Genomic DNA, 21,716 nt, shown 5'->3' on the forward strand with positions numbered 1-21,716 from the left:
CCGCGTGGCAACACGCGGCACGCCTTGCAAACGAATCTATGAGGACTCCCATGCGTCTTATCCGCATGCTGTTGTTGCCGGCACTGGCCCTGACTGCTGTTTCGGCTCACGCTGATCCGGCTTCCGTGGCGAGCCTGACCAACCTGCTGGACAAATCCAAGACCCTGACTGCGCGCTTCTCCCAGTTGACCCTGGACGGTGGCGGCACTCAGCTGCAGCAAACCGCCGGCGAAATGGCCGTGCAGCGTCCAGGGCTGTTCTACTGGAAAACCGACGCGCCCAACGATCAGACCATCGTTTCCGATGGCCAGAAAGTCACCCTGTGGGACCCGGACCTGGAGCAGGCGACCATCAAGAAGCTTGATCCGCGCCTGAGTCAGACGCCGGCGCTGCTCCTGTCGGGGGATGTGTCGCAGATCAGCCAGAGTTTCGATATCACCTCCAAGCAGACCAGCAACGTGATTGAGTTCACGCTCAAGCCGAAGTCCAAGGACACGCTGTTCGACAGCCTGAACCTGTCGTTCAACAACGGTGTGATCAACAACATGCGCCTGATCGACAGTGTTGGCCAGCGCACCGATATCCTGTTCTCCGGGGTCAAGGCCAACCAGTCGGTGCCGGCGTCCACGTTCAAGTTCGACATCCCCAAGGGTGCCGACGTGATCCAGGAATAATCTGCCTAGAGGTTTCAAACGCTGCCCATGGACCTGTTTCGAAGTGACCCGATTGCTCAGCCTTTGGCAGCGCGCCTGCGCTCGACCAACCTGGACGAGTACGTCGGGCAGGAACACCTGCTCGCTCGCGGCAAGCCTTTGCGCGAAGCCCTGGAGCAGGGTGCGCTGCACTCGATGATTTTCTGGGGGCCGCCGGGCGTGGGTAAAACCACCCTGGCGCGGCTCTTGGCGAAAGTCTCGGACGCACACTTCGAAACGGTTTCGGCGGTGCTGGCCGGGGTCAAGGAAATCCGCCAGGCGGTGGAAGTCGCCAAGCAGCAGGCCGGGCAATACGGCAAGCGCACCATCCTGTTTGTTGACGAAGTGCATCGCTTCAACAAGTCGCAGCAGGATGCGTTTTTGCCGTATGTCGAAGACGGCACGCTGATCTTTATTGGCGCCACTACCGAAAATCCGTCCTTTGAACTGAACAACGCCTTGCTGTCCCGGGCCCGTGTCTATGTGCTCAAAAGCCTCGACGAAGCCGCGATGCAGAAGCTGTTGCAACGGGCGCTGACCGAAGACAAAGGCTTGGGCAAGCGCCAGCTGAGTGTCAGTGAGGAAGGTTTCAAGATCCTGCTGACGGCGGCTGATGGCGATGGTCGACGCTTTCTCAACCTGTTGGAGAACGCTTCCGACCTGGCAGAGGACGGCAGCGAAATCGGCGTCGACCTGCTGCAAAGCCTGCTGGGGGACACCCGTCGCCGTTTCGACAAGGGTGGCGAAGCGTTCTACGACCAGATTTCCGCGCTGCACAAGTCGGTGCGCGGTTCCAACCCGGACGGCGCGTTGTACTGGTTTGCGCGGATGATCGACGGTGGCTGCGACCCGCTGTACCTCGCCCGGCGCGTGGTGCGCATGGCCAGCGAAGACATCGGCAACGCTGACCCGCGCGCCCTGAGCCTGTGCCTGGCCGCCTGGGACGTGCAGGAGCGCCTGGGCAGCCCGGAAGGCGAGCTGGCGGTGGCCCAGGCCATCACCTACCTGGCTTGTGCGCCGAAGAGCAACGCGGTGTACATGGGCTTCAAGTCCGCCCTGCGTGCCGCCGCCGAGCATGGTTCACTGGAAGTGCCGCTGCACCTGCGCAATGCACCCACCAAGCTGATGAAGCAGCTCGGTTATGGCGACGAATACCGCTATGCCCACGATGAGCCGGACGCCTATGCGGCCGGCGAAGATTATTTCCCGGATGACCTTGAGCCACAGCCGTTCTACCAGCCGGTGCCTCGCGGCCTGGAGTTGAAGATCGGCGAGAAGCTCAATCACCTTGCTCAACTTGATCGCCTGAGCCCCAGGCAGCGGAGAAAATCATGATTCCTTTGATCGTTGCCGTCTCGGTGGGCGGCATCGCAGGTACACTGCTGCGCTTTGCGACGGGCAACTGGATCAATGCCAATTGGCCGAAGCACTTCTATACCGCGACGCTGGCCGTTAATATCGTGGGCTGCCTGCTGATTGGCGTGCTTTACGGCCTGTTTTTGTTACGCCCGGAAGTGCCGATTGAGGTGCGCGCCGGATTGATGGTGGGTTTCCTCGGCGGCCTGACCACCTTTTCATCTTTTTCACTGGATACGGTGCGCCTGCTTGAGAGCGGGCAAGTGCCGCTGGCGATAGGCTATGCGGCCATCAGCGTGTTCGGCGGGCTGCTCGCGACCTGGGCTGGCCTGTCCTTGACCAAACTTTGATAAACGAGAGACCGACATGCTCGATTCCAAACTGTTACGTAGCAACCTTCAGGACGTAGCGGACCGCCTGGCATCCCGCGGCTTTGCCCTGGATGTCGCGCGCATCGAAGCGCTGGAAGAACAGCGCAAGACCGTCCAGACCCGCACCGAAGCACTGCAGGCTGAGCGTAATGCGCGTTCCAAATCCATCGGTCAGGCCAAGCAGCGCGGCGAAGACATCGCGCCGTTGATGGCGGACGTCGAGCGTATGGCTGGCGAATTGGCTTGCGGCAAAGTCGAGCTGGACGCGATCCAGACCGAGCTGGACTCGATCCTGCTGGGTATTCCGAACCTGCCGCACGAGTCTGTGCCGATCGGCGAAGACGAAGACGGCAACGTCGAAGTCCGTCGCTGGGGCACGCCAAAAGCCTTCGATTTCGAGATCAAGGACCACGTCGCCCTGGGCGAGTTGACCGGTGGTCTGGATTTTGAAACGGCCGCCAAGATGTCCGGCGCGCGCTTTGCCTTGCTGCGTGGCCCGATCGCGCGCATGCACCGTGCCCTGGCGCAGTTCATGATCAACCTGCACACCGGCGAACACGGTTACGAAGAGGCTTACACCCCGTACCTGGTTCAGGCGCCGGCGCTGATGGGCACCAGCCAGTTGCCGAAGTTCGAGGAAGACCTGTTCAAGATCAGCCGCGATGGCGAAGCTGACCTGTACCTGATCCCGACGGCCGAAGTGTCGCTGACCAACATCGTGGCCGGGGAAATCCTCGACGCCAAGCAACTGCCGATCAAGTTTGTCGCCCATTCGCCGTGCTTCCGCAGCGAAGCCGGTGCCTCGGGCCGCGACACCCGCGGCATGATCCGCCAGCACCAGTTCGACAAGGTCGAGATGGTGCAGGTGGTCGAGCCGTCGACCTCCATGGAAGCCCTCGATGGCCTGACCGCCAACGCCGAACGCGTCCTGCAACTGCTGGAACTGCCGTACCGCGTTCTGGCGCTGTGCACCGGCGACATGGGTTTCAGCGCCGTGAAGACCTACGACCTGGAAGTGTGGGTGCCGAGCCAGGACAAATACCGCGAGATTTCGTCGTGCTCCAACTGCGGTGATTTCCAGGCCCGTCGCATGCAGGCGCGTTTCCGTAACCCGGAAACCGGCAAGCCTGAGCTGGTCCACACCCTCAACGGTTCGGGCCTGGCGGTAGGCCGTACCCTGGTGGCCGTGTTGGAAAACTACCAGCAGGCTGACGGTTCGATCCGCGTACCTGAGGTGCTCAAGCCGTACATGGCGGGCATTGAGGTCATCGGCTAAATGGAATTTCTGCCGCTGTTTCATAACCTGCGCGGCAGTCGTGTGTTGGTCGTCGGTGGTGGGGAGATTGCCTTGCGCAAATCCCGACTGCTGGCCGACGCCGGCGCGTTGTTGCGGGTGGTTGCTCCCCAGATTGAAGACCAGTTGCGTGAACTGGTACAGGGCAGTGGCGGTGAACTGATTTTGCGCGGTTATCAGGAGGCCGACCTTGACGGTTGCACCCTGATCATCGCCGCGACCGACGACGAGCCGCTGAACGCGCAAGTGTCCAGCGATGCCCGGCGCCGTTGCGTACCGGTGAATGTGGTGGACGCGCCGGCCTTGTGCAGCGTGATCTTCCCGGCGATTGTCGACCGTTCGCCGTTGGTGATCGCCGTGTCCAGCGGCGGCGATGCGCCGGTGCTGGCGCGCTTGATCCGCGCCAAGCTGGAAACCTGGATACCGTCGACTTATGGCCAGCTGGCCGGGTTGGCGGCGCGGTTTCGTAGCCAGGTCAAAGGCTTGTTCCCGGATGTGCAGCAACGTCGTGCGTTCTGGGAGGAGGTCTTTCAAGGCCCGATTGCTGATCGGCAACTGGCCGGGCAGGGCGATGAAGCCGAGCGTCTGCTGGTGGAGAAAATCAACGGTGCGCCGCCCCATGCACCGGGCGAAGTCTACCTGGTGGGCGCAGGCCCGGGTGATCCCGACCTGTTGACCTTCCGAGCCTTACGCTTGATGCAGCAGGCCGATGTGGTGCTGTACGACCGTCTGGTGGCGCCGGCGATTCTTGAGTTGTGCCGTCGTGATGCCGAGCGCGTGTATGTCGGCAAGCGTCGCGCCGACCATGCGGTGCCGCAAGACCAGATCAACCAGCAACTGGTAGACCTGGCCAAGCAAGGCAAGCGCGTGTTGCGGCTCAAGGGTGGCGATCCGTTTATCTTTGGCCGGGGTGGCGAAGAGATCGAAGAACTGGCGGCCCATGGCATCCCGTTCCAGGTGGTACCGGGCATTACGGCGGCCAGTGGTTGCGCGGCGTATGCCGGTATTCCGCTGACCCACCGCGACTATGCGCAATCGGTTCGCTTTATTACCGGGCACTTGAAGGACGGGACTTCGGACCTGCCGTGGAGTGATCTGGTAGGGCCTTCACAGACACTTGTGTTCTACATGGGGCTGATCGGGTTGCCGATCATCTGCGAACAGCTGATCAAGCATGGCCGTGCGGCGGATACGCCGGCAGCGTTGATCCAGCAGGGCACCACGTCCAACCAGCGAGTGTTTACCGGCACCCTGGCTGACCTGCCACGTATGGTGGCGGAGCATGAAGTGCATGCGCCGACACTGGTGATTGTGGGAGAAGTGGTGCAGTTGCGTGAGAAGCTGAAGTGGTTTGAAGGCGCTCAATCGCAAGTTTGATAGGCGCGACACTGTCCAACTGTAGGAGCGAGCTTGCTCGCGAAAGACTCAAGGGTACCCCGTTCATTCAGAATGAGCGCGTTATCGTTGGCGACCTTCGCGAGCAAGCTCGCTCCTACAGGGCTTGGATCAACTCCAAACGCCTTTCCCGCTCAACCGGTCTCGGTCATGAGCAGCATCAAACCTCTGCAACGGCCCTTCCGGCACAATCCCCGTCGGATTAATCGTGCGATGACTGGCGTAGTAGTGCCCCTTGATATGGGCAAAATCCACCGTCTCGGCGATCCCCGGCCACTGATACAACTCCCTCAGCCAATTCGACAAATTCGGATAATCCGCAATCCGCCGCAGGTTGCATTTGAAGTGGCTGTAGTACACCGCATCAAACCGAATGGCTGTGGTGAAAAGCCTTACATCGGCTTCCGTCAGGTATTCCCCTGCCAAATAGCGATGTTCACCCAGGTGCTGTTCCAGGTGATCCAGCTCGGCGAACACATCATCAAATGCGGCTTCATACGCTTTTTGTGACGTGGCAAAGCCTGCGCGGTACACGCCGTTATTCACGGCGGGATAGATCCGGTCGTTCAGTGCATCGATGGTCTCGCGCTGGGCTTCGGGGTAGAAGTCCAGCTGATTGCCGGTCAGGTCATTAAACGCACTGTTGAACATGCGAATAATCTCAGCCGACTCATTGCTGACAATCCGCTTGAGCCTCTTGTCCCACAACACCGGCACGGTCACGCGCCCGGTGTAGCTGGCGGTGTCGGCGGTGTAGCGTTGGTGCATGTAGGTGAAGTCGTCGAGTGTGTCGCCGCTGGAGCCGTGGGCCTTGTCGAAGGTCCAGCCGTTTTCCAGCATCAGCCAACTGACCACCGACACATCAATCAAGCTTTCCAGGCCTTTGAGCTTACGCAGGATCAATGTGCGGTGCGCCCAGGGGCAGGCGAGGGAGACGTACAAATGGTAGCGGCCGGCTTCAGCCGCAAAGCCGCCTTCACCGCTCGGGCCGGGTTCGCCTCCGGCGGTCACCCAGTTGCGGCGTTGCGCCTGTTCCCGTTGGAAGGCGCCGTCTGCGCTACTTTCGTACCACTGGTCATGCCAGCGTCCTTCGATCAGCAAACCCATGACTGACTCCTTGGCTAATAAGCGTTGGAGTGCAGTCTAAAGGTCTGAGTTCGAACAAAAAGCGCAAAGGCTGGGGGTTAATGATCGACTAAATCGATTTGTCCCGAGCGTCCCAGTACTGCTGGGCCAGCTCGAACGCCTGCTCACGTGGGTGGCCGAGGCCGCGCAGTGCCAGGGCCATGGTGGCGATCAGTGCCAGTTGCGGGTAGCTGTCCTGCACTTCACCGCGCCATAGTGCCTTCAGGTGTTCGGGCTCCAGAGCGGCGGGCTTGACGTGGCGCTGGGCAGAGAGGGCGGGCCACTCTTCATCCCAGCTCTCGCCGCCGGTGGTGCCATACAGATGGCTGATGGTGTCCGGGTTGATCTCAATCTCCCCGCCGTCGCCCTTGACCACGATGGTGTTGTCGCCGAGCAGGCCGCTGGCATCACGGTGCACGCCCTGATAACCCGGATGGAAGATACTTTGCAGGCCGCAGCGGGCACTCAACGGGTTGAGGATGCGCGCCAGTGAGTGGATCGGCGAACGCAGGCCCAGGGTGTTGCGCAGGTCGATCATGCGCTGCAATTGCGGCGCCCAATCCCCCAGGGGAATAAACGCCAGGTTGCCCTGTTCAAGGGCGGCCTCCACCTGCTGCCAGTTGCGGCATAACGGAATCTGCAAGCCTTCCAGCAACTGCTCGGTATACAGCCGGCCCGCGGTATGCGCACCGCCGCCGTGCATCAAGATGCGCACGCCGTTCTGTGCCAGGCACTTGGCCGCCAGCAGGTACCACGGCAGGTGGCGTTTTTTACCGGCGTAGGTAGGCCAGTCGACATCCACATTGAGTGACGGTGCATTCAGGCGTTCGCGCACGGCTTCAGTAAAACCGGCGAGTTCTTCGGGGCTTTCTTCCTTGTGCCGCAACAGCATCAGGAAGGCGCCGAGCTGGGTGTCTTCGACCTTTTCATCCAGCAGCATGCCCATGGCTTCGCGGGCTTCCTCACGGGTGAGGTTGCGGGCGCCGCGCTTGCCTTTGCCGAGGATGCGTACAAAGGGCGCGAACGGGTGCTCGGCGGGGGTTTCAGTGATCAACGGGGCAAAATCAGTCATAAGCAATTCGTCGGCCTGGGCAGGCCCGCCAGCTTGGCGGCGAGTTTGGCGGGAGTGCCTTTGAACAGTCGGTTGAGGTGCAGGCTGTTGCCCTTTTCCGGGCCCAGCTTCAAGGCGGTGTACTTGATCAGCGGGCGGGTGGCAGGCGACAGCTGGAATTCGGCGTAGAAGCCCCGCAGCAGTTCGAGGATTTCCCAGTGCTCCGGGGTCAGCTCCAAGTCTTCGGCGGTGGCGAGGGCGTTGGCCACGTCGCTGGACCAGTCGCTCAGGTCGACGAGGTAGCCGTCCTTGTCCAGTTCGAGGGTGCGTTCGCCTACGGTCAGGGTGTTCATAGCCAGGTGTTGACCTTGTCGTAATCGATCGACAACTGGACGAAGGCCGGGTAATCGACGCTGGCGGCCCAGGCAGGCACGGCAAGATTGCGCACCTGGCTGTCTTCGGCCAGCACAAACACCTTCACGCCCTTGGCTTGCAGGGCCTGGCAGGGTGCGCTGGCAGGTTGCAGGGCGTAGGCGCCATCGCCGCACAACAGGATGGCGTCCTGGGCGCCACAGAGGCGCAGGCAGCTGTCCAGCCGGCTATCGGTAAACGGGGAGTGGGGCACCACATGCAAAGTCGACATCAGAGGGTAATCACCTGGTCGTAACGGTCAATCATCTGTGAGATCTGTTCGCTGCTCAGAGGCTGCGCGCTACCGGAGTCGGTCAAGCCGCGCAGGGTCAGGCTATGGCGACAGGCAAACACATCCTCAACGCCAAACAACGCCAGGGCCTGGAGGTTGGCGCTGAGGTCTTTTTGCTGCACGGCCTTGGCGTCCTGGCTTGTGGCCAGTTGAAACACGCCGTCATCCAGAAACAACAGGCCAATCGGCAAATCAAACGCACCGCCGGCCAGCACGATATCCAGCGCTTCGCGGGCACTGGGGCCGGACCAGGGTGCCTGTCGGCTGATCACCAGCAAGGATTTCGACATGTCAGGGCCCTCCGAAGCAGATCAAACGGTCAGCGGCCTGGGCGGCGTCGTGCAACTGCCCCAGCCCGGACAACACCCAAGGCGCCTCCAGGTTCACCGCGCTGCGTTGATAGCGGGTGGCCTCTTCGGCATTCAGCACCCCACGGCGCAAGGCCGCGGCGATGCAGACCACGCCATCAAGTTGATGCCCGCTGACAAACTCGCGCCACTGGCGGGCAATATCCTGCTCATCCTGTGGCGCAACAATGTTATTGGAAGCGCTGTAGACGCCATCCTGATAAAAAAACAGCCGCACAATCTCATGCCCGCCTGCCAGCACCGCCTGGGCGAACAGCAAGGCACGGCGCGAGGAGGGCGCATGGGGGGCTTCGAAAAGCGCAATCGCAAACTTCATGGAACACTCTGAAGGCAAAACCTGTGGCAATGATAAAGCCGCAGGCAACAAAAAGCCCGCCGAAGCGGGCTTTTTGCATGGCGCTGCGATCAGTCGTCGCGGCCCATGATGCCGAAGATCTGCAACAGGCTGATAAACAGGTTGTAGATCGATACATACAGGCTGATGGTGGCCATGATGTAGTTACGCTCGCCACCCTGGATGATCGCGCTGGTCTGGAACAGGATACAGGCCGAGGAGAACAGCACGAAACCGGCGCTGATCGCCAGTTGCAGGCCACTGATCTGGAAGAACATGCCTGCCAGCACTGCGGCCAGCAACACGAAGAAACCGGCGGTGATGAAACCACCCAGGAAGCTCATGTCCTTGCGGGAAATCAGCACGTAGGCCGACAGACCACCAAACACCAGAGCGGTCATGGCAAATGCCGAGCTGACCACTTCCGCGCCGCCGGCCATGCCGAGGTAACGGTTAAGGATCGGGCCAAGGATAAAGCCCATGAAACCGGTCAAGGCAAACGCCGACACCAGGCCCCAGGCCGAGTCGCGCAGCTTGTTGGTCAGGAAGAAAAGACCGTAGAAGCCGATCAGCACCACAAAGATATTCGGGTAGCCGACGCGCATCTGCTGGGCGACGAATGCCATCACGCCGCTGAACGCGAGGGTGAGAGCGAGCAAGCCGTACGTATTGCGCAGGACGCGGCTAACCTCTAGCTGCTCAGCCTGCGCGTTTCCATTCACTGCGTAATTCTGTTCGCGCATGGCGACACTCCTTCAGTTTTGAAACATTCAGTCGCAAGGATCATAACAGACGCTCTGTAACAAGCTATGGCGAGAGTTTGACAGTGTGTTTCATTCGGGTATTATGGCGCCCGCTGAGACAGGATGGGCTACGCTAATCCTGTGTTGCACAAGGGAAATTGGCAGAGTGGTTGAATGCACCGGTCTTGAAAACCGGCGAACGTTAATAGCGTTCCCAGGGTTCGAATCCCTGGTTTCCCGCCAAATTAAACGATAAGGCCTCGATTAGTCGGGGCTTTTTCGTATCTGGGGTTTGGGACGGTTTCTGCTGCTTTTGGCAGGGGTTCCGAAACTTTCGGGTAGGAGTTCCGAAACTTTGCCTATTTGGACGGTTTCGCGGTCGCCCCGATCCTCCTGTACACCCTCTTTGTGATCTCCTGTTTGCTGTGTCCCAGCAGCAGGCTTGCATCGCCGATATCGATGATTTCCGAGGCGGCCTTCGGCCGTATGTCGCGGAACTGAAAGCCTCCAATCTTGGCCGCGAGCAGCGGGTCGCCTTGTTCGATGGCATTTTGCTGAGCTTTTTCCCGCGCCTTGTCCCAGCGCAAGCGCAGCATCCCCTTCGTCATCCGCTTTCCATGCCTGTTGATCAACAGGTATTTGGATGGATGACCGACATTCCTTTCACCAATCTCCCTGACCAATCTCCCCAAGCTGTTTTCCCCTGCATCCGTACGCATCAGGATTCGCAGCTTCTGCCCGGTCTTGCCCTGCGTTACCAGGAAGTAGTCACCTTCGGTATCGTCGCTGCGCATGATCAGCACGTCAGCAGGCCTCTGCCCGGTCAAATAGCCCAAGTCCATGGCTTCCTTGAGTTCTTGTTCGGCAACCGCGTAGACGGCATCCCAGACAGCCGCATTGGCGTAGTAATCGCGCGGCGCCTCCTTGTTCTTCCTGATTCCCTGGCAAGGGTTCTCCCGTTCCGTGAGCCCCCATTCCCTGGCCATGTTGAAAACGTGGGACAGGAGCGCGATCTCGCGGTTGGCACGAACCTTCGCTGAGCGGGCATCACGGTACCCGGCAATGTTGAACGGCGTAATTGAATCGACGGGCGCCTCATCAAACGTAGGGCGAAGCTGTTTCAGCTCGGCCATGTTGTCCTTCTGGGTGCGCTCTCCCTTTTTCGGGATGACGTCGCGCACATACCGGTCGAAGATTCCCTTCATCACTGTCAGGTCGGCCGGTTTATCTTTGGCCTCAAGTTCTGCCCATTTCAAGCGAGCTTTGCTCAGGTCCGTGCCCAGCGGGATCTCTTTGCCTGCAGAATCCCGGTAGTAGTATCCGATCCAGACCTTGCCATTTTTCCTTGGGCGCTTACGGCGCACCATTCCTGGCGGCAAGTCCCTGTTTTCCGTGTTCCGGGGGCGCATATCAGTTCACTCTGGAGAAATCGGGCGTCCAGGCCGGACGCGTCGGCGGCGGGTTTGGATCTGCGATTGCGGCGTTAACCATGCCAAGCTTCATGCGCGCGAACATCCGGCCCACCAGCGGGCGGCCGCCACGGCTCTCAATGAACACCCAGTTTCGGTCCTTCAGCCATTTGCGCTGATGTGAACGCTGCTTGTAGCCGGTGATCTCGGCCAGTTCGTCGTCCGACAGTATTTCTGCTTGCATAGTTACGTCCCCCCGGCCGCCGTGGGCCGCGCTGTCTTGATGATGTGAATGACCAGGCCGAAGGTGATCAGCATCCACCCGCAGGTGCCGGCGAAGGCGTAGAGGATGTCGGCTGTTTCGCCGTCGGCCAGAAGGCGTGGGGCGATCCAGAAGTACCAGCAGCCGCTGCCGACTAGGTACAGCAAAGCGCCCAGCAGGATCAGGGTGAGTTTGATTGCGAACATGTGGTCTCCTTGCCGCGCTGGGCGGCAGAAGGTGGGTTAGGGTTATGCTCTTTCGCAGAGGTCCAGGCCGATCTGGCTTACGCGATCGACACAGGCGGGGTTCAACCAGATGCATTCGGTTCGGTTGGCTGTGCCGCGACCGGCGCTGATGCGGGCGGATGTGCTGTAGCTGGCCCAGCCGGGTAGAAGCTCCGCGTACAGGTCACTCGGGTATCCCGACAGCACGACCATTCCTTCTAGCTCGAGCAAAACCCCGAGTAGCTCGCGGTGTGCTGCATCATCCATCTCGTGTTTGTAGTACCGGCCGCTCGACGCGCCTTTGTACCTGGTGTCATGCACGTAGGGAGGGTCGACGTAATGCAATGTCTGCGGGCCGTCGTGCGACTTGATCACCTCGATCGCGGGGCGGTTTTCGATTAGCACGCCGCTTAGCCTCTGGCCGACCTCGGCAAGTTGCTCCGGATAGGAGGCCCAGAGTGACTGGGCTGTGCCGTATTGGCGTTTGGTATCGATGCGGAAGCCGGTCACGCCCTTGGTCGCACCGGCGGAGCCGAATCCCATTTGCGCCCTGATGATGGTCCGCCTTGCACGCTCGATCGGCTCGGCGCTCGGCTGCCAGGATAGTTCGAACTCTTCGCGGGAGTAGGGTGTGAATACCAGGCGCTCGACAAGTCCCGATCGCGATTCCTGATCCTGCAAAACCCTGAACAGATTAACGATGTCGCCATCGAGGTCGTTGTACACCTCGGCATACGACCGAGGCTTTTGCATAAGCACGCCAGCGGCGCCGCCGAAGGACTCTACGTAGCAGGTGTGCGGCGGGAAGTGTTGCAACACCCACGGCGCGAGCCGGAACTTGGCGCCGTGGTACCGGATGACCGGGGCGGTGATGGTCATAATTATTTTTTCCAGGCGTGCGCCCGCCGCTCACCGGCAGGCATGTAGGGGAATGGAGTAATGGCTTTTTGCTCGGGTATCTCGACCCTTTGGATGGGTGTACAACAGGTGTTCAATTCGTTGCGCCTGTGGGAGGACGCGTGTCACACAACCTCGATGTGCCGATCGCTCATGAGTACCGAGGTCACACGGTATTCCTCAAGTTCGTCTGGAAAAGACCTAACGACCGGGTGCCTGCATCCGCGACAATCATTGAGCCCGTGGACATACACGGAATGGGTGAAGTCGCCGCTGTATTGCCAGGCCCATGGAGTGACTACCCGGCCGCCCTGCACGATGCGATGTCAGCGGCAGAGCGCTGGGTTGATAGCCAGCTTCCGTGATCCCGCCCACCGGTAGGCACGTGGAGGGATGAGCTATCTGAAATCCATTCTGGACGAGAGCGAGAACTGTGCTAGAAATGACATGTCGCGCATCCATTTCAGAGATTTGCTGTTGAAGTGGTTAGCGCGGCTGGCGCTCTATCAAGTCATTGGAGCGAGCTCTTCAAGCTGTGGGCAATGATTCAGCGGACCGAAGTAGTTAGCCGCGAGTTAAACAACTCCCTTCCTTTGGGCTAGTAACTCAACGCCTTGGTCCGCTGGTCACATCCACCGGTCACTTGCAGATGACGTCGCAGGCGAACCAGAGGGTGGCGATCATGGCGTCACCTAGTCAGGCTTGTACTTGGCGAGCCGCCACAGAGTGTTGTTGCTCCGGCTGTGGTCCGACTCGACCAGGCCATCACGTTTCATCAACTCCAGTTCGCGGCGGACCTGCTTGGTGGTGAACGGCTCAATGTGGAACCGGAACCACCAGGTGCAGAACCAGTTATCTCGGGAGCCGCCGGCGCCCCTCATGTACGTGGTGATGCGCTGGCGCAGGATTGATTCACTTTCATCAGGCATGCCGGGTTCCTTGCCGCTATAGCGGCTGACTTTGAAGGGGGGATATGGGGAGGGGTGGACCGAAAGAGTGAGGCGCTAATTCCAGCGAACGTCGAGTTCTGAAATTTGTTCCTGCAGCTGCTCTATGAGTTCAAACCAAGAATCGAAACCATTTGATTCGTTCTGGATCAGGAACAGGTAATAACCTCCGGTTTCACCTGCGCGGTCATCCTGAATTTCTATCGTCCAACCGGCGTATTCGCCAGTCAAAACTGTTCCAGTACGAATGATCTGCATGTGTTGGTCGGAATCCAGTGAATGTCTGAAATGGCAGCTGTACTTTTTACATCAGCTTGGAAAATGTTGGTACTGCGGCATTCTCCCTCGTTACCAGATCATGGGCATTCACAACCGTCATGCCGAGGCGTTCGGCGATCAGGACTTCCAGGCGGGCACCCTTTGAATGCTCCCAGCCGGGCAGGGTGGCCACGGTGTCGCAGTCCATCAGGGCGGCAATGTCGCGGCGCATGCAGTCGTTCCAGGTGCCGCCGTCGGGGTTGAGTTCGGCGGGGTTGGTGACGGTGTGGCCGCCGGCGCGCAGGTTGGTGGTCATTGCGTGGAAGGCGGCGAAGTTGAGGCCGGGCAGGCCGGTCATGGGCCCGCTGAGGTAGATGCGCTTCATGCAACCTCCTTGTCATGACCCTGGCAGCCACCGCCGGCGAAATCGAAGCCTTCACACGGCGGGCCAAAGGGAAGTACCTCTTTGCCCTGGGCCAGCGCCTCGAGCAGATGTTCCTTAGCCTCGTCGGCGGTGCATTCCCGTCCATCCACACGGAACATGCCTTTGAGCTGACGCTTGCTGAAGTCACGAATCGCCCCGCGCACGCTCAGGTGAATGTGAAAGGTACGGCCGTGCAGTCCGAAAGGATCAGCCGGTTTGTTTTCTGTAGGCATGGAGAGTCCTTGCCGGGCCATGCCCGGGGTGTGGTGCTACGATGGCCCCTTCCTCTAAATGGGCTGGACCATGACAAAGCACGATATTTACGATGAGATCGAAGGCTTTCAGGTTTGGAACTACATGGAGTGCGACAAGGACGAGGAAGGCCGGGAAACCTGGCGTATCAACGTCGAGGTAAAGCGTGGTGGTGAGGTGGTGGTACCGGTTGTTGCGGGTGACCGAACCTATGTTGATCGTGGCCTGGCGCAGGTGGCTGGGCGTGAGGTCGGCGCCAGGCTGATTGTCGAACGTACATAGTTTCGCCAAAGTGGCATGATTGTTAAGTCGGGATGTTTTTTATTCGGCGCTTATATGGCCGAGCTACGGGGATGCATCATGGAAGTCGAAGTCCTTAAAAGCCTGAATGAAGATATGGTCCTATGGCGGTACATGTCGCTAGATAAGTTTATAAATTTACTAAGCGACCAATCTCTATATTTTGCAAGTTTGGCTTCATATAAGCAGTCTGATCCTTTTGAGGGTTATCCGCCGCTCGTTGCATTGCAGGCTATGTATTCTGTAAGTGATAAAGCATATGCGGACCTATATGCGGTGCTTGATCGCGTTAGTGGCGCCGGCGTTAAAGTTGAAGAGCTCGCTGGAGAGCCAGGACAAGCGCTACGCAAAGCACTAGATAATCGGTTTTCGGATTTCAGGAAACTTACTGAAGCAGTATTCAAGGGGACGATGGTTAGCTGCTGGTATCAGTCCGAACATCAATCTGAAGCAATGTGGAAGCTCTATAGCGACCAATTGAAAGGTGTCGCCATACGCACGACCGTCGGTGGCCTGGCAAAATCGCTGAAAGAGTCTCACACTACCGATAAAAAGGTTTTTATCGGTAAGATAAAGTACCTTGATTATGGAAATGCAGAGTTGACTCCGCAGGATTGCGTAGTTGATGGGCATATAGTGCCGCTTCTTAAGCGTATCTCGTTTAGTCATGAAAACGAAGTTAGAGCTTTTTTTGTGGGTGATGCGAATTATTCTAATATTGAAGTATTTGTTCCAGAGTCGAAGCATGTCAATGTTGAAGCTAGAAAACTGATCGATGCCGTTTACATTTCTCCCTATTCCAACGCGCCATTTGCGAATGCTGTCAAAGCAGTTTGTAAGGTTTTTGGGTTGGAGTGCAGCGTCACTCAGTCAGATCTTTTAGGGGGCGTGGATCAACTTTTTGATTTTGCGAAGTAGATCAATCACCACAAAAGCAGGCTATAGCTTCGTCGTGGTCGGCGAACATGTCGAATTGGGTGTCGGAGTAGTCGAGCATCTGCTGGTAGCTGGGACGGTCGCTACGGAAGCGGGCGCCGTCGCCGGTGAACTTCCCGCCGGACACGACTGAGCTTTCCATGCGAGCCCACCATTCGGCCTTGGGCCGGTCGCTGGCGATTATCGAATAGACCTGCTTGGCACCCTTCAAGAAACAAAGGTCGCAGTTGCCTTCCAGCGTCCTTCCGTTAATCGTCGACAGCATCAGGTCGAATGGTTGGCCGGCCCAGAAGTCGGTCACGTCCTGAACGCCGACACCGGCGTCAGCCAGCGGCATCACCATCGTGGCCCACTTGCTTTCGCTGGTGCTTTTGCGGTGCCGAATCTTCACGACGCGGCGCGGCTCATCGGCACGGATGCCTGTCATCATGTCCAGCGGCGCTTCCTCGGTAGAAAGGCGCAAGCTGCGCAGGTACTTGTGGATGATGCGGATCTTCAGGTCGATCGTGCAGAACCTGGTCACGGGGTTGGGCAGGTACTTTCGTTTACGGATCAGGGCTTCGAACGGTTCGCCCTGGCGACTGGCGGTGGCGTAGTCCACCACCGCAAAACCTGCCTCATCGTCCCGAAACTCCAGCCAGACAATCGGCACTGCCCAGCGCTCGGCGCATTCCCGAACAAACTCCAGGGTGGCTGGGTGCTCCTTCCCGGTGTTGGCGAAGGTGACGACCAGATCGCTCAGGTCCTCGTTGTAGTCCAGCACCTGGCGCAGCATGTAGGCGCTGGTGCGGCCGCCGGAAAAGCTGACGACCGTCGTCCCGGACAATTTGTAGGGAGACATAGGGGATCCTCGCCGGCTGGCGCGATTCGAAAATTGGGTTGATGATTTGCGCTCAGCAAAAACCTGACGGTGACTGCGATGAGCACGAAAACCGATGTGGAAGCGATACGCCTGATAGGCGATGAGGTTGTGCGGCTGCTGAGCCTTCCTGATGAAGCGCTCGAGGCAGAGGCCAGCCAGGGGCTTAGGCTGATCGCTGATCTGGCACGGTGGCGCGACCTGGCGGGACTATCTGCTGCTGAGCCTTATGGCGTGATTCGTTGATATGGGTAGGTCCAAGCAGGCTTTTTTGAAAGGAGTACAATTAAGTCTTGACTTTCAGGAGATCTAAAAAAATGCAGCAGAGTGGACACGAAATTATCTATCCGTTGAATGGCAACGACTTTGCTTGCTCGATTTCGAGTCGAGACGGGAGCGGCGCTCCGAAGAACGGCAGAATCATCCGGCGTTGCGGTCGACGCCACGCGCTGGTGTTCGATCATCCAGGGCCGTGGCCGAATGACGGGGCGGCATTCGAATCCATGCGGATCAAAGCGTTGTCTGTCGCTTTTCAGGCGCCGCCCTCCATTACCGGATGCAGCGAGTAGGGTGGGTTATGCGGGTCTTTCGATTTCGTCGTCAGGCTCTGGCGGATCGTCTTCGAGCGACTTCATACCAGCCGCTCGAAGTAGCTTTGACACCTTTTCGGTAACGACAAAAGGTGTCGTGACACACTTGAGCATCTGCGCCGCCGTTTCAAAGTCGGCAGCGATGACGTTGCGCAGTGGGTTCTGAAACACTTCCTGCTGGTTGTTGAAGCCGTGCTGCTTCATCAGGCGCTTGAGGTCGGACTTGAACACACCGGCCACCTCAACCGTAAATTTCTCGACGCCCAATGCAGTGTTCTTCGTGGCTTCCTTCTCGCGCTTGCGGCGCTGCTTCTTGGCTTCCGCCGTCAGCTCTTCCTCGGCCATGGCCTACCTCTTCGATTCCACTTGCCGGAATTGCCAGCCATGTTGGGCGGCGCCGCGCGGCGGTGATCTTGTTGATGCGCTTCATGGGGTGTCGGCGAACTTGAAGCCGTTCTCTTGAGCGATCAGCCTGGCCCGCTTACTGTCGGTGCCGAACTCTTTGGCCGCCTCGATGGCGGACAAGCCGGCGTCTGCCAGTTCCTTCAGCCTGGGCGCATCCTTGTCGCGGGCAGCCTTCAGCTTGATGCTGCGGGTGCTTTTGATTGGGCCGCCGACTTCACCGCTGACGCCGCGGGCAATCTGCTCCGCCTTGTTGCCGGCGCCGAAGAAGGCGTCCATCTGGCGATGCAGATCGGCGATCACCGCGTCTTTCGGGTTGGCCATCGGTACGCCGATCACTGCGACCACCCTTCGATGTTGATCTTCTTGCCGTCAGCGCGGGCTTCCAGCACCTGAGCGCGGTTGATCGCTGCCTTCCAGGTGAAGCAGATGCCCATGACCTTGCCGGTGGAGCGCTCGACGACGTGATAGGCGCCGGTACCCTTGTTGACTACCTGGAAGCGAACCTCCTGCGCGGGTTGTTCTTTGCCGATCATGGCGTACATCACGCCAGTGGCGATGGTTGCGCGGACACGGAGGGCTGCGAGCCCTTCGGAGCGTGCTTGCATTGATGGGTGCATGTCTTGTCCCTAGGTGTTGGGTTGCGTTTATTCGTCAGCAACCTGACCGCCTGCTGTTTGCCGTTAGGCGCAGGGGAGGGTGCTGACGAATAAAGGCGAGGCGTAAAAAAGCCCGGGGGTTGCCCGGGGGTTGCCCGGGCTTTCGGTGCGTTACATATGCCCCCATACGTGAACGCCGCCCAGGCCCGCTACTGGCGACGGCCTGGGTTTGTTGCATCAAGTTGTTCTTTTGCGTTGGGTTGGGCCTGCCAGTGTCCTGGCTGATGCGCGGTGACATCGTCGACCCCATTGATCCGCTGCCTGTATGGGTGTTGGGCGCAGCCTTCAGGCTTGCCGCGCCACGCAGGTGAATCGTTCGTCTACTTCATGGCGTGTCTCCCGTCGTGCGCTCACTGGGCAGGCAGTGGCCACCTTATGGATTAGGCCAGCAGCACCGGTTGTTCGGCGCGGCGCACCATCCTGACTTGAGCTGTACGGCGTTCCGGAACCCGGCGGTCACGACGCATCGACTCGTCACCGATCATTGCGTGCATGGCGATCAGGGCCGCCAGGACGAAGCACATCGGCGAGATGATCTGACGGCGCATGGCCTCGGCGATCATCGCGGTCTGGCGGGTCACGCCGAGCTTGAACATGGCGCAGGAAAGGCGCTTGGCCACGGTGCACGCCGCCACGTCGAACTGCCTGCCGATTTCCTTGGCGGTCATGCCCTGGGCGGCGGCCAGAAGGTACTGAAGTTCTTTGGGCGCAAGGCCTCTACCGAGGTGACCCTTCCATGCGCCGTTGATGATCTCGTTCATCGTTGTGACTCCCGGTTGTTTTCCCGCTGCACCCGTCACCAGGTGCAGAAGTGAAAGCTTCTGGTGTCGCTTGCCGCTGTTACACGCCACCTGCGGATTGGGCGATTACTTTCTCGGGAGGCCTTAGGCCTCGACATCCAGCCGCGGGTAAATCCCGCTGGATAACTGTCTTGGCGCTTTACGCTGCACGCCCGGGTCAGTTGCCAACCCTCTGAACCGTTGAGGCCGGTTCATCGCTGCCTTACATCTGGCCGGTTGTTATCCGGCGATGGGGCAAATTTAGAAAACTTAACAAGATTGGTCAAGCCATATTTTTAGATAACTTAACAAATAGTTAAGTTTCTCGATTCAAAGGCACAAAAAAACCCGCTCGGTGGCGGGTCTTCATTTGCGATTCTAGGCTTCAGCGGGAATACATGGCCCACCAAAATACGTGGCCGATGATCGCTATCTGTTGGTCTTGGACTTCTTGAAAGGTGTAGTCCTCGTCAGGGTGTTCGTCTCGGTTAAAGCTGCGCAACCGGATTCCTGTGGGGGTTCGATACACCTGCTTAACGCGGAGCTGCCCGTTGTGGCTTATCGCGTACATCTCTCCGTCAACCACGTCCCGTAGTGAATTTTTCCCCACATTTATACCGACGGTAGCTCCATCACGAAGCACCGGGAGCATGCTGTTGCCGCTGACAGAGACGCACTTTGCGTTGGCAAACTGCACGTTGTTCTGGCGCAGGTCTTTCTTGAAGAAGCGCAGCCGGGCTGAGTCGCTCTCTTCTATTGAGTATTTGCCTGAGCCTGCCGACAGCTCTACCTCTTGCAGGAAGGGGACATAGACCTCGTCCTCGTCCAGCGGCGTTTCATCATCCCAGGTTTCGATAGGCACAAGGCTAGGGGCCTTGGGCGGGTCAATCCCTTCCGACAGCCACTCAGCTGAGCAGTCGAGCGCCCTGGCTAGCGATGTCAGGTTTTTTCCCTTCGCGCCATTTGTCCCATTAATCCAGAAAGAGACCGTCGCCTTCGATACGCCGGTCATCTCGCTGATATCTGTCGCGCGGAGGCCTAGGGCGTCCATGCGTGCTTTGAGTCGTTCGCTGAAATTCATATTTAGGATTCTAAACAATGCCGAGTTTAGATAACTTGCCTTTTGTGGTTAACATTTCTAAACTCGCGGCAGTGAAATGGAGAAACCTTGATGACCTATGACCAAGCCTTGAAGTTTTTTGGCTCGCCAGGCGCGATCGGTGCGGCCCTCGGCGTGACAAGAAGCCGGGTTTCGCAATGCAGATCCGCTGGCGGGTTCTCCTACCCAATGCAGTGCGTGTTGGAGAAGGAATCCCGCGGAGAGCTTTGTGCGACTCGTGAAGACGACCCAGCAAGTGCCACCAAGGATTCGGCGGCCTAGCCGTTCGATGAGTTGATTTTCCGCCCAATAGGCGAAAACAAAAAGGCGATCTGGTTTAGCTGTTGATTCATCCAGCACCCAAATCGCAGACATAAAAAAACCGCCTGGCAGGGCGGTTCAGTGCAACGTTTTAGCGAGGTCGATAATGATCAAAAACACACCCGCAGTCAATAGTTCTGGCGATGTCGCGACACTTCCCGGTGAGTCCGAAAAGGTGTCACGACACGTAGTCACCAATCAATCAGCAGCGATGAATGCCGCCCTCATGATCAGCGGCCAGTACTCGCATGCATCTAAGTCTCAATTCCGCCGGGAATGCCTCGATTACTTGAAGGCGTCCCTGGCACCTGCCCAGGATGTTTCCGCATGAGCACCATAATCATGAGCCTGTGCTGGCCGTTGCAAGGCATGAGCGGCCCGCAGAAGGCTGTCCTGATATCGCTGGCTGACAACGCAAACGACGAGGGTGTTTGCTGGCCTTCGGTCGCTCGTATCGCTGAACGTACATGCCTTGCCGAAAGGACCGTTCAGGGCGCGATCAAGTGGTTAGGGCAAGCAAGCATCTTGTCCGTCCGTGAACGGATGGGCCGCTCGACTATGTACACCCTAACCCCGGCAGCATATGCACCCCCGCAAGATATGCACCCCGCAGCAGATGCACTGCCACCCCCGCAGCTCACGACAAAAACCCCCGCAGCAGATGCACCCAGAACCGTAATAGAACCATCAAGTGAACCGCCACTTCTTGTTGGCGGTGACCAACCAGCCAAAATTTCGAAGCCGAAGTGCCCGTCTCAGGCAATCGTCGACCTGTTCAACAAAACGCTCCCTCGGCTCCCTCAGGTAGCGATGCTCACCAAGGACCGAGTCACCAAGATCGCGGCCCGCTGGAACGAAAGCCCGGTTCATCGGGATTTGGATTTTTGGGCTGAGTTCTTCGCGCTGGTTGCTTCGAGTTCATTCCTGATGGGGGAGGGCGAGGGCCGGGACGGGGCTAAGCCTTTTCGGGCGACGTTCGATTGGTTGATCAAACCGAGCAACTTCGTGAAAGTCGTGGAGGGTAATTACAATGCGTGACCCATACAGCGTTGAGGCTGAACATGGCGTCCTTGGCGCGATGTTCCTCCGTCCGGAGCTGATCGACATTCTCAGTGCTGACCTCACAGTTGATGACTTTTACTACGACGATAACGCCGCGCTCTACCGGGGCATCATGGCGCTGCACGGCGAAAATAAGCCGGCTGACGCGGTAACCGTAGGCCTGTACCTGGGCACGTTGCCCAGCGGTGACAATGCGGTTGCCTATGCTGCCGAGGTAACCCGGAACACGCCTGGCGCCGCAAATGCTGCGTCCTACGCCGCCACAGTTCGTGAACGCAGTCTCGACAGGGCGATGATCGAACTGAGCAATCGAATTAACGAGATCGCTCACAGCGATCAGCCCACAGTCGACAAGGTCGCGGCGGTGCAGGCCGAGGCGCAGGCCATTGATAGCCAGTCAGCCACATCCGAGGTGCTCAAAGCTTCTGACATTCTGGACGACTACATCGAAGTCTTACAGGCGCGTGCTGACCGGGGTGAGGGCATCGACGGCCTTTCTACGGGCATCGAGGATTTGGACGAGAAGCTGCAGGGGCTCAAGCCTGAGCAGCTGATCATCATCGCTGGTCGCCCGGCGATGGGCAAAACCACCTTGGCGATGAAC

At 58.8% G+C, this 21,716-nt stretch carries 31 protein-coding genes and 1 tRNA gene; 11 read left to right on the forward strand and 21 right to left on the reverse strand.

Translation table 11 applies throughout. The annotated features are described in order from the left end of the window. Positions 1-50: 50 nt before the first annotated feature. The 5 genes from lolA to cysG are packed head-to-tail and all read left to right on the forward strand — an operon-like array spanning position 51 to position 5,090. A complete protein-coding gene (gene lolA, locus HX855_RS08620; protein WP_177090036.1) occupies positions 51-674 on the forward strand; it encodes an outer membrane lipoprotein chaperone LolA in 624 nt (207 codons plus the stop codon). Between the two features lie 27 nt (positions 675-701). Then, the gene (locus tag HX855_RS08625) at positions 702-2,027 is read left to right on the forward strand and encodes a replication-associated recombination protein A (RefSeq protein WP_177090035.1); all 1,326 of its coding nucleotides are present in this window, start codon (positions 702-704) and stop codon (positions 2,025-2,027) included. Beyond that, a complete protein-coding gene (crcB, locus tag HX855_RS08630; RefSeq protein ID WP_177090034.1) occupies positions 2,024-2,398 on the forward strand; it encodes a fluoride efflux transporter CrcB in 375 nt (124 codons plus the stop codon). The genes HX855_RS08625 and crcB overlap by 4 nt, the downstream gene beginning before the upstream one ends. A gap of 16 nt (positions 2,399-2,414) precedes the next feature. Beyond that, positions 2,415-3,695 carry a serine--tRNA ligase gene (gene serS / locus HX855_RS08635; protein ID WP_177090033.1) on the forward strand — a complete coding sequence of 427 codons (1,281 nt, stop codon included), beginning with the start codon at positions 2,415-2,417 and terminating at the stop codon, positions 3,693-3,695. Continuing rightward, complete coding sequence (gene cysG, locus HX855_RS08640; protein ID WP_177090032.1) at positions 3,696-5,090, forward strand: siroheme synthase CysG; 1,395 nt, start codon at positions 3,696-3,698, stop codon at positions 5,088-5,090. A gap of 129 nt (positions 5,091-5,219) precedes the next feature. Here cysG and HX855_RS08645 read toward each other — a convergent pair whose 3' ends face one another. From HX855_RS08645 to HX855_RS08675, 7 genes are all read right to left on the reverse strand, one after another. After that, positions 5,220-6,215, reverse strand: a complete 996-nt coding sequence (locus tag HX855_RS08645; RefSeq protein ID WP_177090031.1) for a glutathione S-transferase family protein — start codon at positions 6,213-6,215, stop codon at positions 5,220-5,222. Between the two features lie 88 nt (positions 6,216-6,303). Then, a complete protein-coding gene (locus HX855_RS08650) occupies positions 6,304-7,305 on the reverse strand; it encodes a glycosyl transferase family protein (RefSeq protein ID WP_177090030.1) in 1,002 nt (333 codons plus the stop codon). Further along, entirely contained in the window at positions 7,302-7,637 is a 336-nt protein-coding gene (locus HX855_RS08655; protein WP_177090029.1) for a TusE/DsrC/DsvC family sulfur relay protein, read from the reverse strand. Before HX855_RS08655 ends, HX855_RS08650 begins: the two co-directional genes overlap by 4 nt. Next, entirely contained in the window at positions 7,634-7,927 is a 294-nt protein-coding gene (gene tusB, locus HX855_RS08660) for a sulfurtransferase complex subunit TusB (protein WP_177090028.1), read from the reverse strand. Before tusB ends, HX855_RS08655 begins: the two co-directional genes overlap by 4 nt. Further along, positions 7,927-8,277: a sulfurtransferase complex subunit TusC gene (tusC, locus tag HX855_RS08665; RefSeq protein ID WP_177090027.1), complete on the reverse strand. Its 351-nt coding sequence runs from the start codon at positions 8,275-8,277 to the stop codon at positions 7,927-7,929. The genes tusB and tusC overlap by 1 nt, the downstream gene beginning before the upstream one ends. A 1-nt stretch (position 8,278) precedes the next feature. Further along, entirely contained in the window at positions 8,279-8,671 is a 393-nt protein-coding gene (gene tusD / locus HX855_RS08670) for a sulfurtransferase complex subunit TusD (protein ID WP_177090026.1), read from the reverse strand. A gap of 89 nt (positions 8,672-8,760) precedes the next feature. Further along, positions 8,761-9,432: a Bax inhibitor-1/YccA family protein gene (locus HX855_RS08675; protein WP_003219636.1), complete on the reverse strand. Its 672-nt coding sequence runs from the start codon at positions 9,430-9,432 to the stop codon at positions 8,761-8,763. A 152-nt stretch (positions 9,433-9,584) separates the two neighbouring features. Between HX855_RS08675 and HX855_RS08680 the strand changes: the two genes are divergently transcribed. Continuing rightward, a tRNA-Ser gene (locus HX855_RS08680) sits at positions 9,585-9,675 on the forward strand. A gap of 116 nt (positions 9,676-9,791) precedes the next feature. Here the strand turns inward: HX855_RS08680 and HX855_RS08685 are convergent. From HX855_RS08685 to HX855_RS08720, 8 genes are all read right to left on the reverse strand, one after another. Continuing rightward, on the reverse strand, positions 9,792-10,841 hold the full coding sequence (locus HX855_RS08685; RefSeq protein WP_177090025.1) for a tyrosine-type recombinase/integrase: 1,050 nt from the start codon (positions 10,839-10,841) through the stop codon (positions 9,792-9,794). A 1-nt stretch (position 10,842) separates the two neighbouring features. Continuing rightward, positions 10,843-11,085, reverse strand: a complete 243-nt coding sequence (locus HX855_RS08690) for a DUF4224 domain-containing protein (protein WP_177090024.1) — start codon at positions 11,083-11,085, stop codon at positions 10,843-10,845. A gap of 2 nt (positions 11,086-11,087) precedes the next feature. After that, complete coding sequence (locus HX855_RS08695; protein ID WP_177090023.1) at positions 11,088-11,309, reverse strand: hypothetical protein; 222 nt, start codon at positions 11,307-11,309, stop codon at positions 11,088-11,090. Positions 11,310-11,351: 42 nt separating this feature from the next. Continuing rightward, positions 11,352-12,206, reverse strand: coding sequence for a DNA adenine methylase (locus HX855_RS08700; RefSeq protein ID WP_177090022.1), 855 nt, complete (start codon positions 12,204-12,206; stop codon positions 11,352-11,354). A gap of 710 nt (positions 12,207-12,916) precedes the next feature. Beyond that, on the reverse strand, positions 12,917-13,153 hold the full coding sequence (locus tag HX855_RS08705; RefSeq protein WP_177090021.1) for a hypothetical protein: 237 nt from the start codon (positions 13,151-13,153) through the stop codon (positions 12,917-12,919). A 75-nt stretch (positions 13,154-13,228) separates the two neighbouring features. Next, complete coding sequence (locus HX855_RS08710; RefSeq protein WP_177090020.1) at positions 13,229-13,429, reverse strand: hypothetical protein; 201 nt, start codon at positions 13,427-13,429, stop codon at positions 13,229-13,231. A gap of 46 nt (positions 13,430-13,475) precedes the next feature. Beyond that, positions 13,476-13,814, reverse strand: coding sequence for a DUF4406 domain-containing protein (locus HX855_RS08715; RefSeq protein WP_177090019.1), 339 nt, complete (start codon positions 13,812-13,814; stop codon positions 13,476-13,478). Next, positions 13,811-14,086: a hypothetical protein gene (locus HX855_RS08720; protein WP_177090018.1), complete on the reverse strand. Its 276-nt coding sequence runs from the start codon at positions 14,084-14,086 to the stop codon at positions 13,811-13,813. The genes HX855_RS08715 and HX855_RS08720 overlap by 4 nt, the downstream gene beginning before the upstream one ends. Positions 14,087-14,156: 70 nt before the next feature. Here HX855_RS08720 and HX855_RS08725 point away from each other — a divergent pair, with 70 nt between their 5' ends. Then, positions 14,157-14,387, forward strand: a complete 231-nt coding sequence (locus HX855_RS08725; RefSeq protein ID WP_177090017.1) for a hypothetical protein — start codon at positions 14,157-14,159, stop codon at positions 14,385-14,387. A 78-nt stretch (positions 14,388-14,465) separates the two neighbouring features. Beyond that, complete coding sequence (locus HX855_RS08730; RefSeq protein WP_177090016.1) at positions 14,466-15,323, forward strand: DUF2971 domain-containing protein; 858 nt, start codon at positions 14,466-14,468, stop codon at positions 15,321-15,323. A gap of 1 nt (position 15,324) precedes the next feature. Here HX855_RS08730 and HX855_RS08735 read toward each other — a convergent pair whose 3' ends face one another. Then, a complete protein-coding gene (locus tag HX855_RS08735) occupies positions 15,325-16,182 on the reverse strand; it encodes a phosphoadenosine phosphosulfate reductase family protein (RefSeq protein WP_177090015.1) in 858 nt (285 codons plus the stop codon). Positions 16,183-16,260: 78 nt separating this feature from the next. Here HX855_RS08735 and HX855_RS08740 point away from each other — a divergent pair, with 78 nt between their 5' ends. Beyond that, positions 16,261-16,446: a hypothetical protein gene (locus HX855_RS08740; protein ID WP_177090014.1), complete on the forward strand. Its 186-nt coding sequence runs from the start codon at positions 16,261-16,263 to the stop codon at positions 16,444-16,446. Positions 16,447-16,775: 329 nt separating this feature from the next. Here HX855_RS08740 and HX855_RS08745 read toward each other — a convergent pair whose 3' ends face one another. The 5 genes from HX855_RS08745 to HX855_RS08765 form a co-directional block, all read right to left on the reverse strand. Further along, positions 16,776-17,135, reverse strand: coding sequence for a hypothetical protein (locus HX855_RS08745; RefSeq protein WP_177090013.1), 360 nt, complete (start codon positions 17,133-17,135; stop codon positions 16,776-16,778). An 81-nt stretch (positions 17,136-17,216) separates the two neighbouring features. After that, complete coding sequence (locus HX855_RS08750; RefSeq protein ID WP_177090012.1) at positions 17,217-17,531, reverse strand: hypothetical protein; 315 nt, start codon at positions 17,529-17,531, stop codon at positions 17,217-17,219. After that, on the reverse strand, positions 17,528-17,812 hold the full coding sequence (locus tag HX855_RS08755) for a hypothetical protein (protein ID WP_177090011.1): 285 nt from the start codon (positions 17,810-17,812) through the stop codon (positions 17,528-17,530). The genes HX855_RS08750 and HX855_RS08755 overlap by 4 nt, the downstream gene beginning before the upstream one ends. A gap of 419 nt (positions 17,813-18,231) precedes the next feature. Continuing rightward, positions 18,232-18,612 (reverse strand): LuxR C-terminal-related transcriptional regulator, encoded by a 381-nt coding sequence (locus HX855_RS08760; protein ID WP_177090010.1) that lies wholly within the window; start codon positions 18,610-18,612, stop codon positions 18,232-18,234. Between the two features lie 403 nt (positions 18,613-19,015). Continuing rightward, positions 19,016-19,711, reverse strand: a complete 696-nt coding sequence (locus HX855_RS08765; RefSeq protein ID WP_177090009.1) for a S24 family peptidase — start codon at positions 19,709-19,711, stop codon at positions 19,016-19,018. A 666-nt stretch (positions 19,712-20,377) separates the two neighbouring features. Between HX855_RS08765 and HX855_RS08770 the strand changes: the two genes are divergently transcribed. After that, positions 20,378-21,088: a helix-turn-helix domain-containing protein gene (locus HX855_RS08770; protein WP_177090008.1), complete on the forward strand. Its 711-nt coding sequence runs from the start codon at positions 20,378-20,380 to the stop codon at positions 21,086-21,088. After that, the coding region (locus HX855_RS08775; RefSeq protein WP_306219132.1) for a DnaB-like helicase N-terminal domain-containing protein at positions 21,081-21,716 on the forward strand (636 nt) is incomplete at its 3' end. The genes HX855_RS08770 and HX855_RS08775, both read left to right, overlap by 8 nt.

It is taken from the genome of Pseudomonas sp. IPO3778 (assembly GCF_013386825.1).
GTDB lineage: Bacteria > Pseudomonadota > Gammaproteobacteria > Pseudomonadales > Pseudomonadaceae > Aquipseudomonas.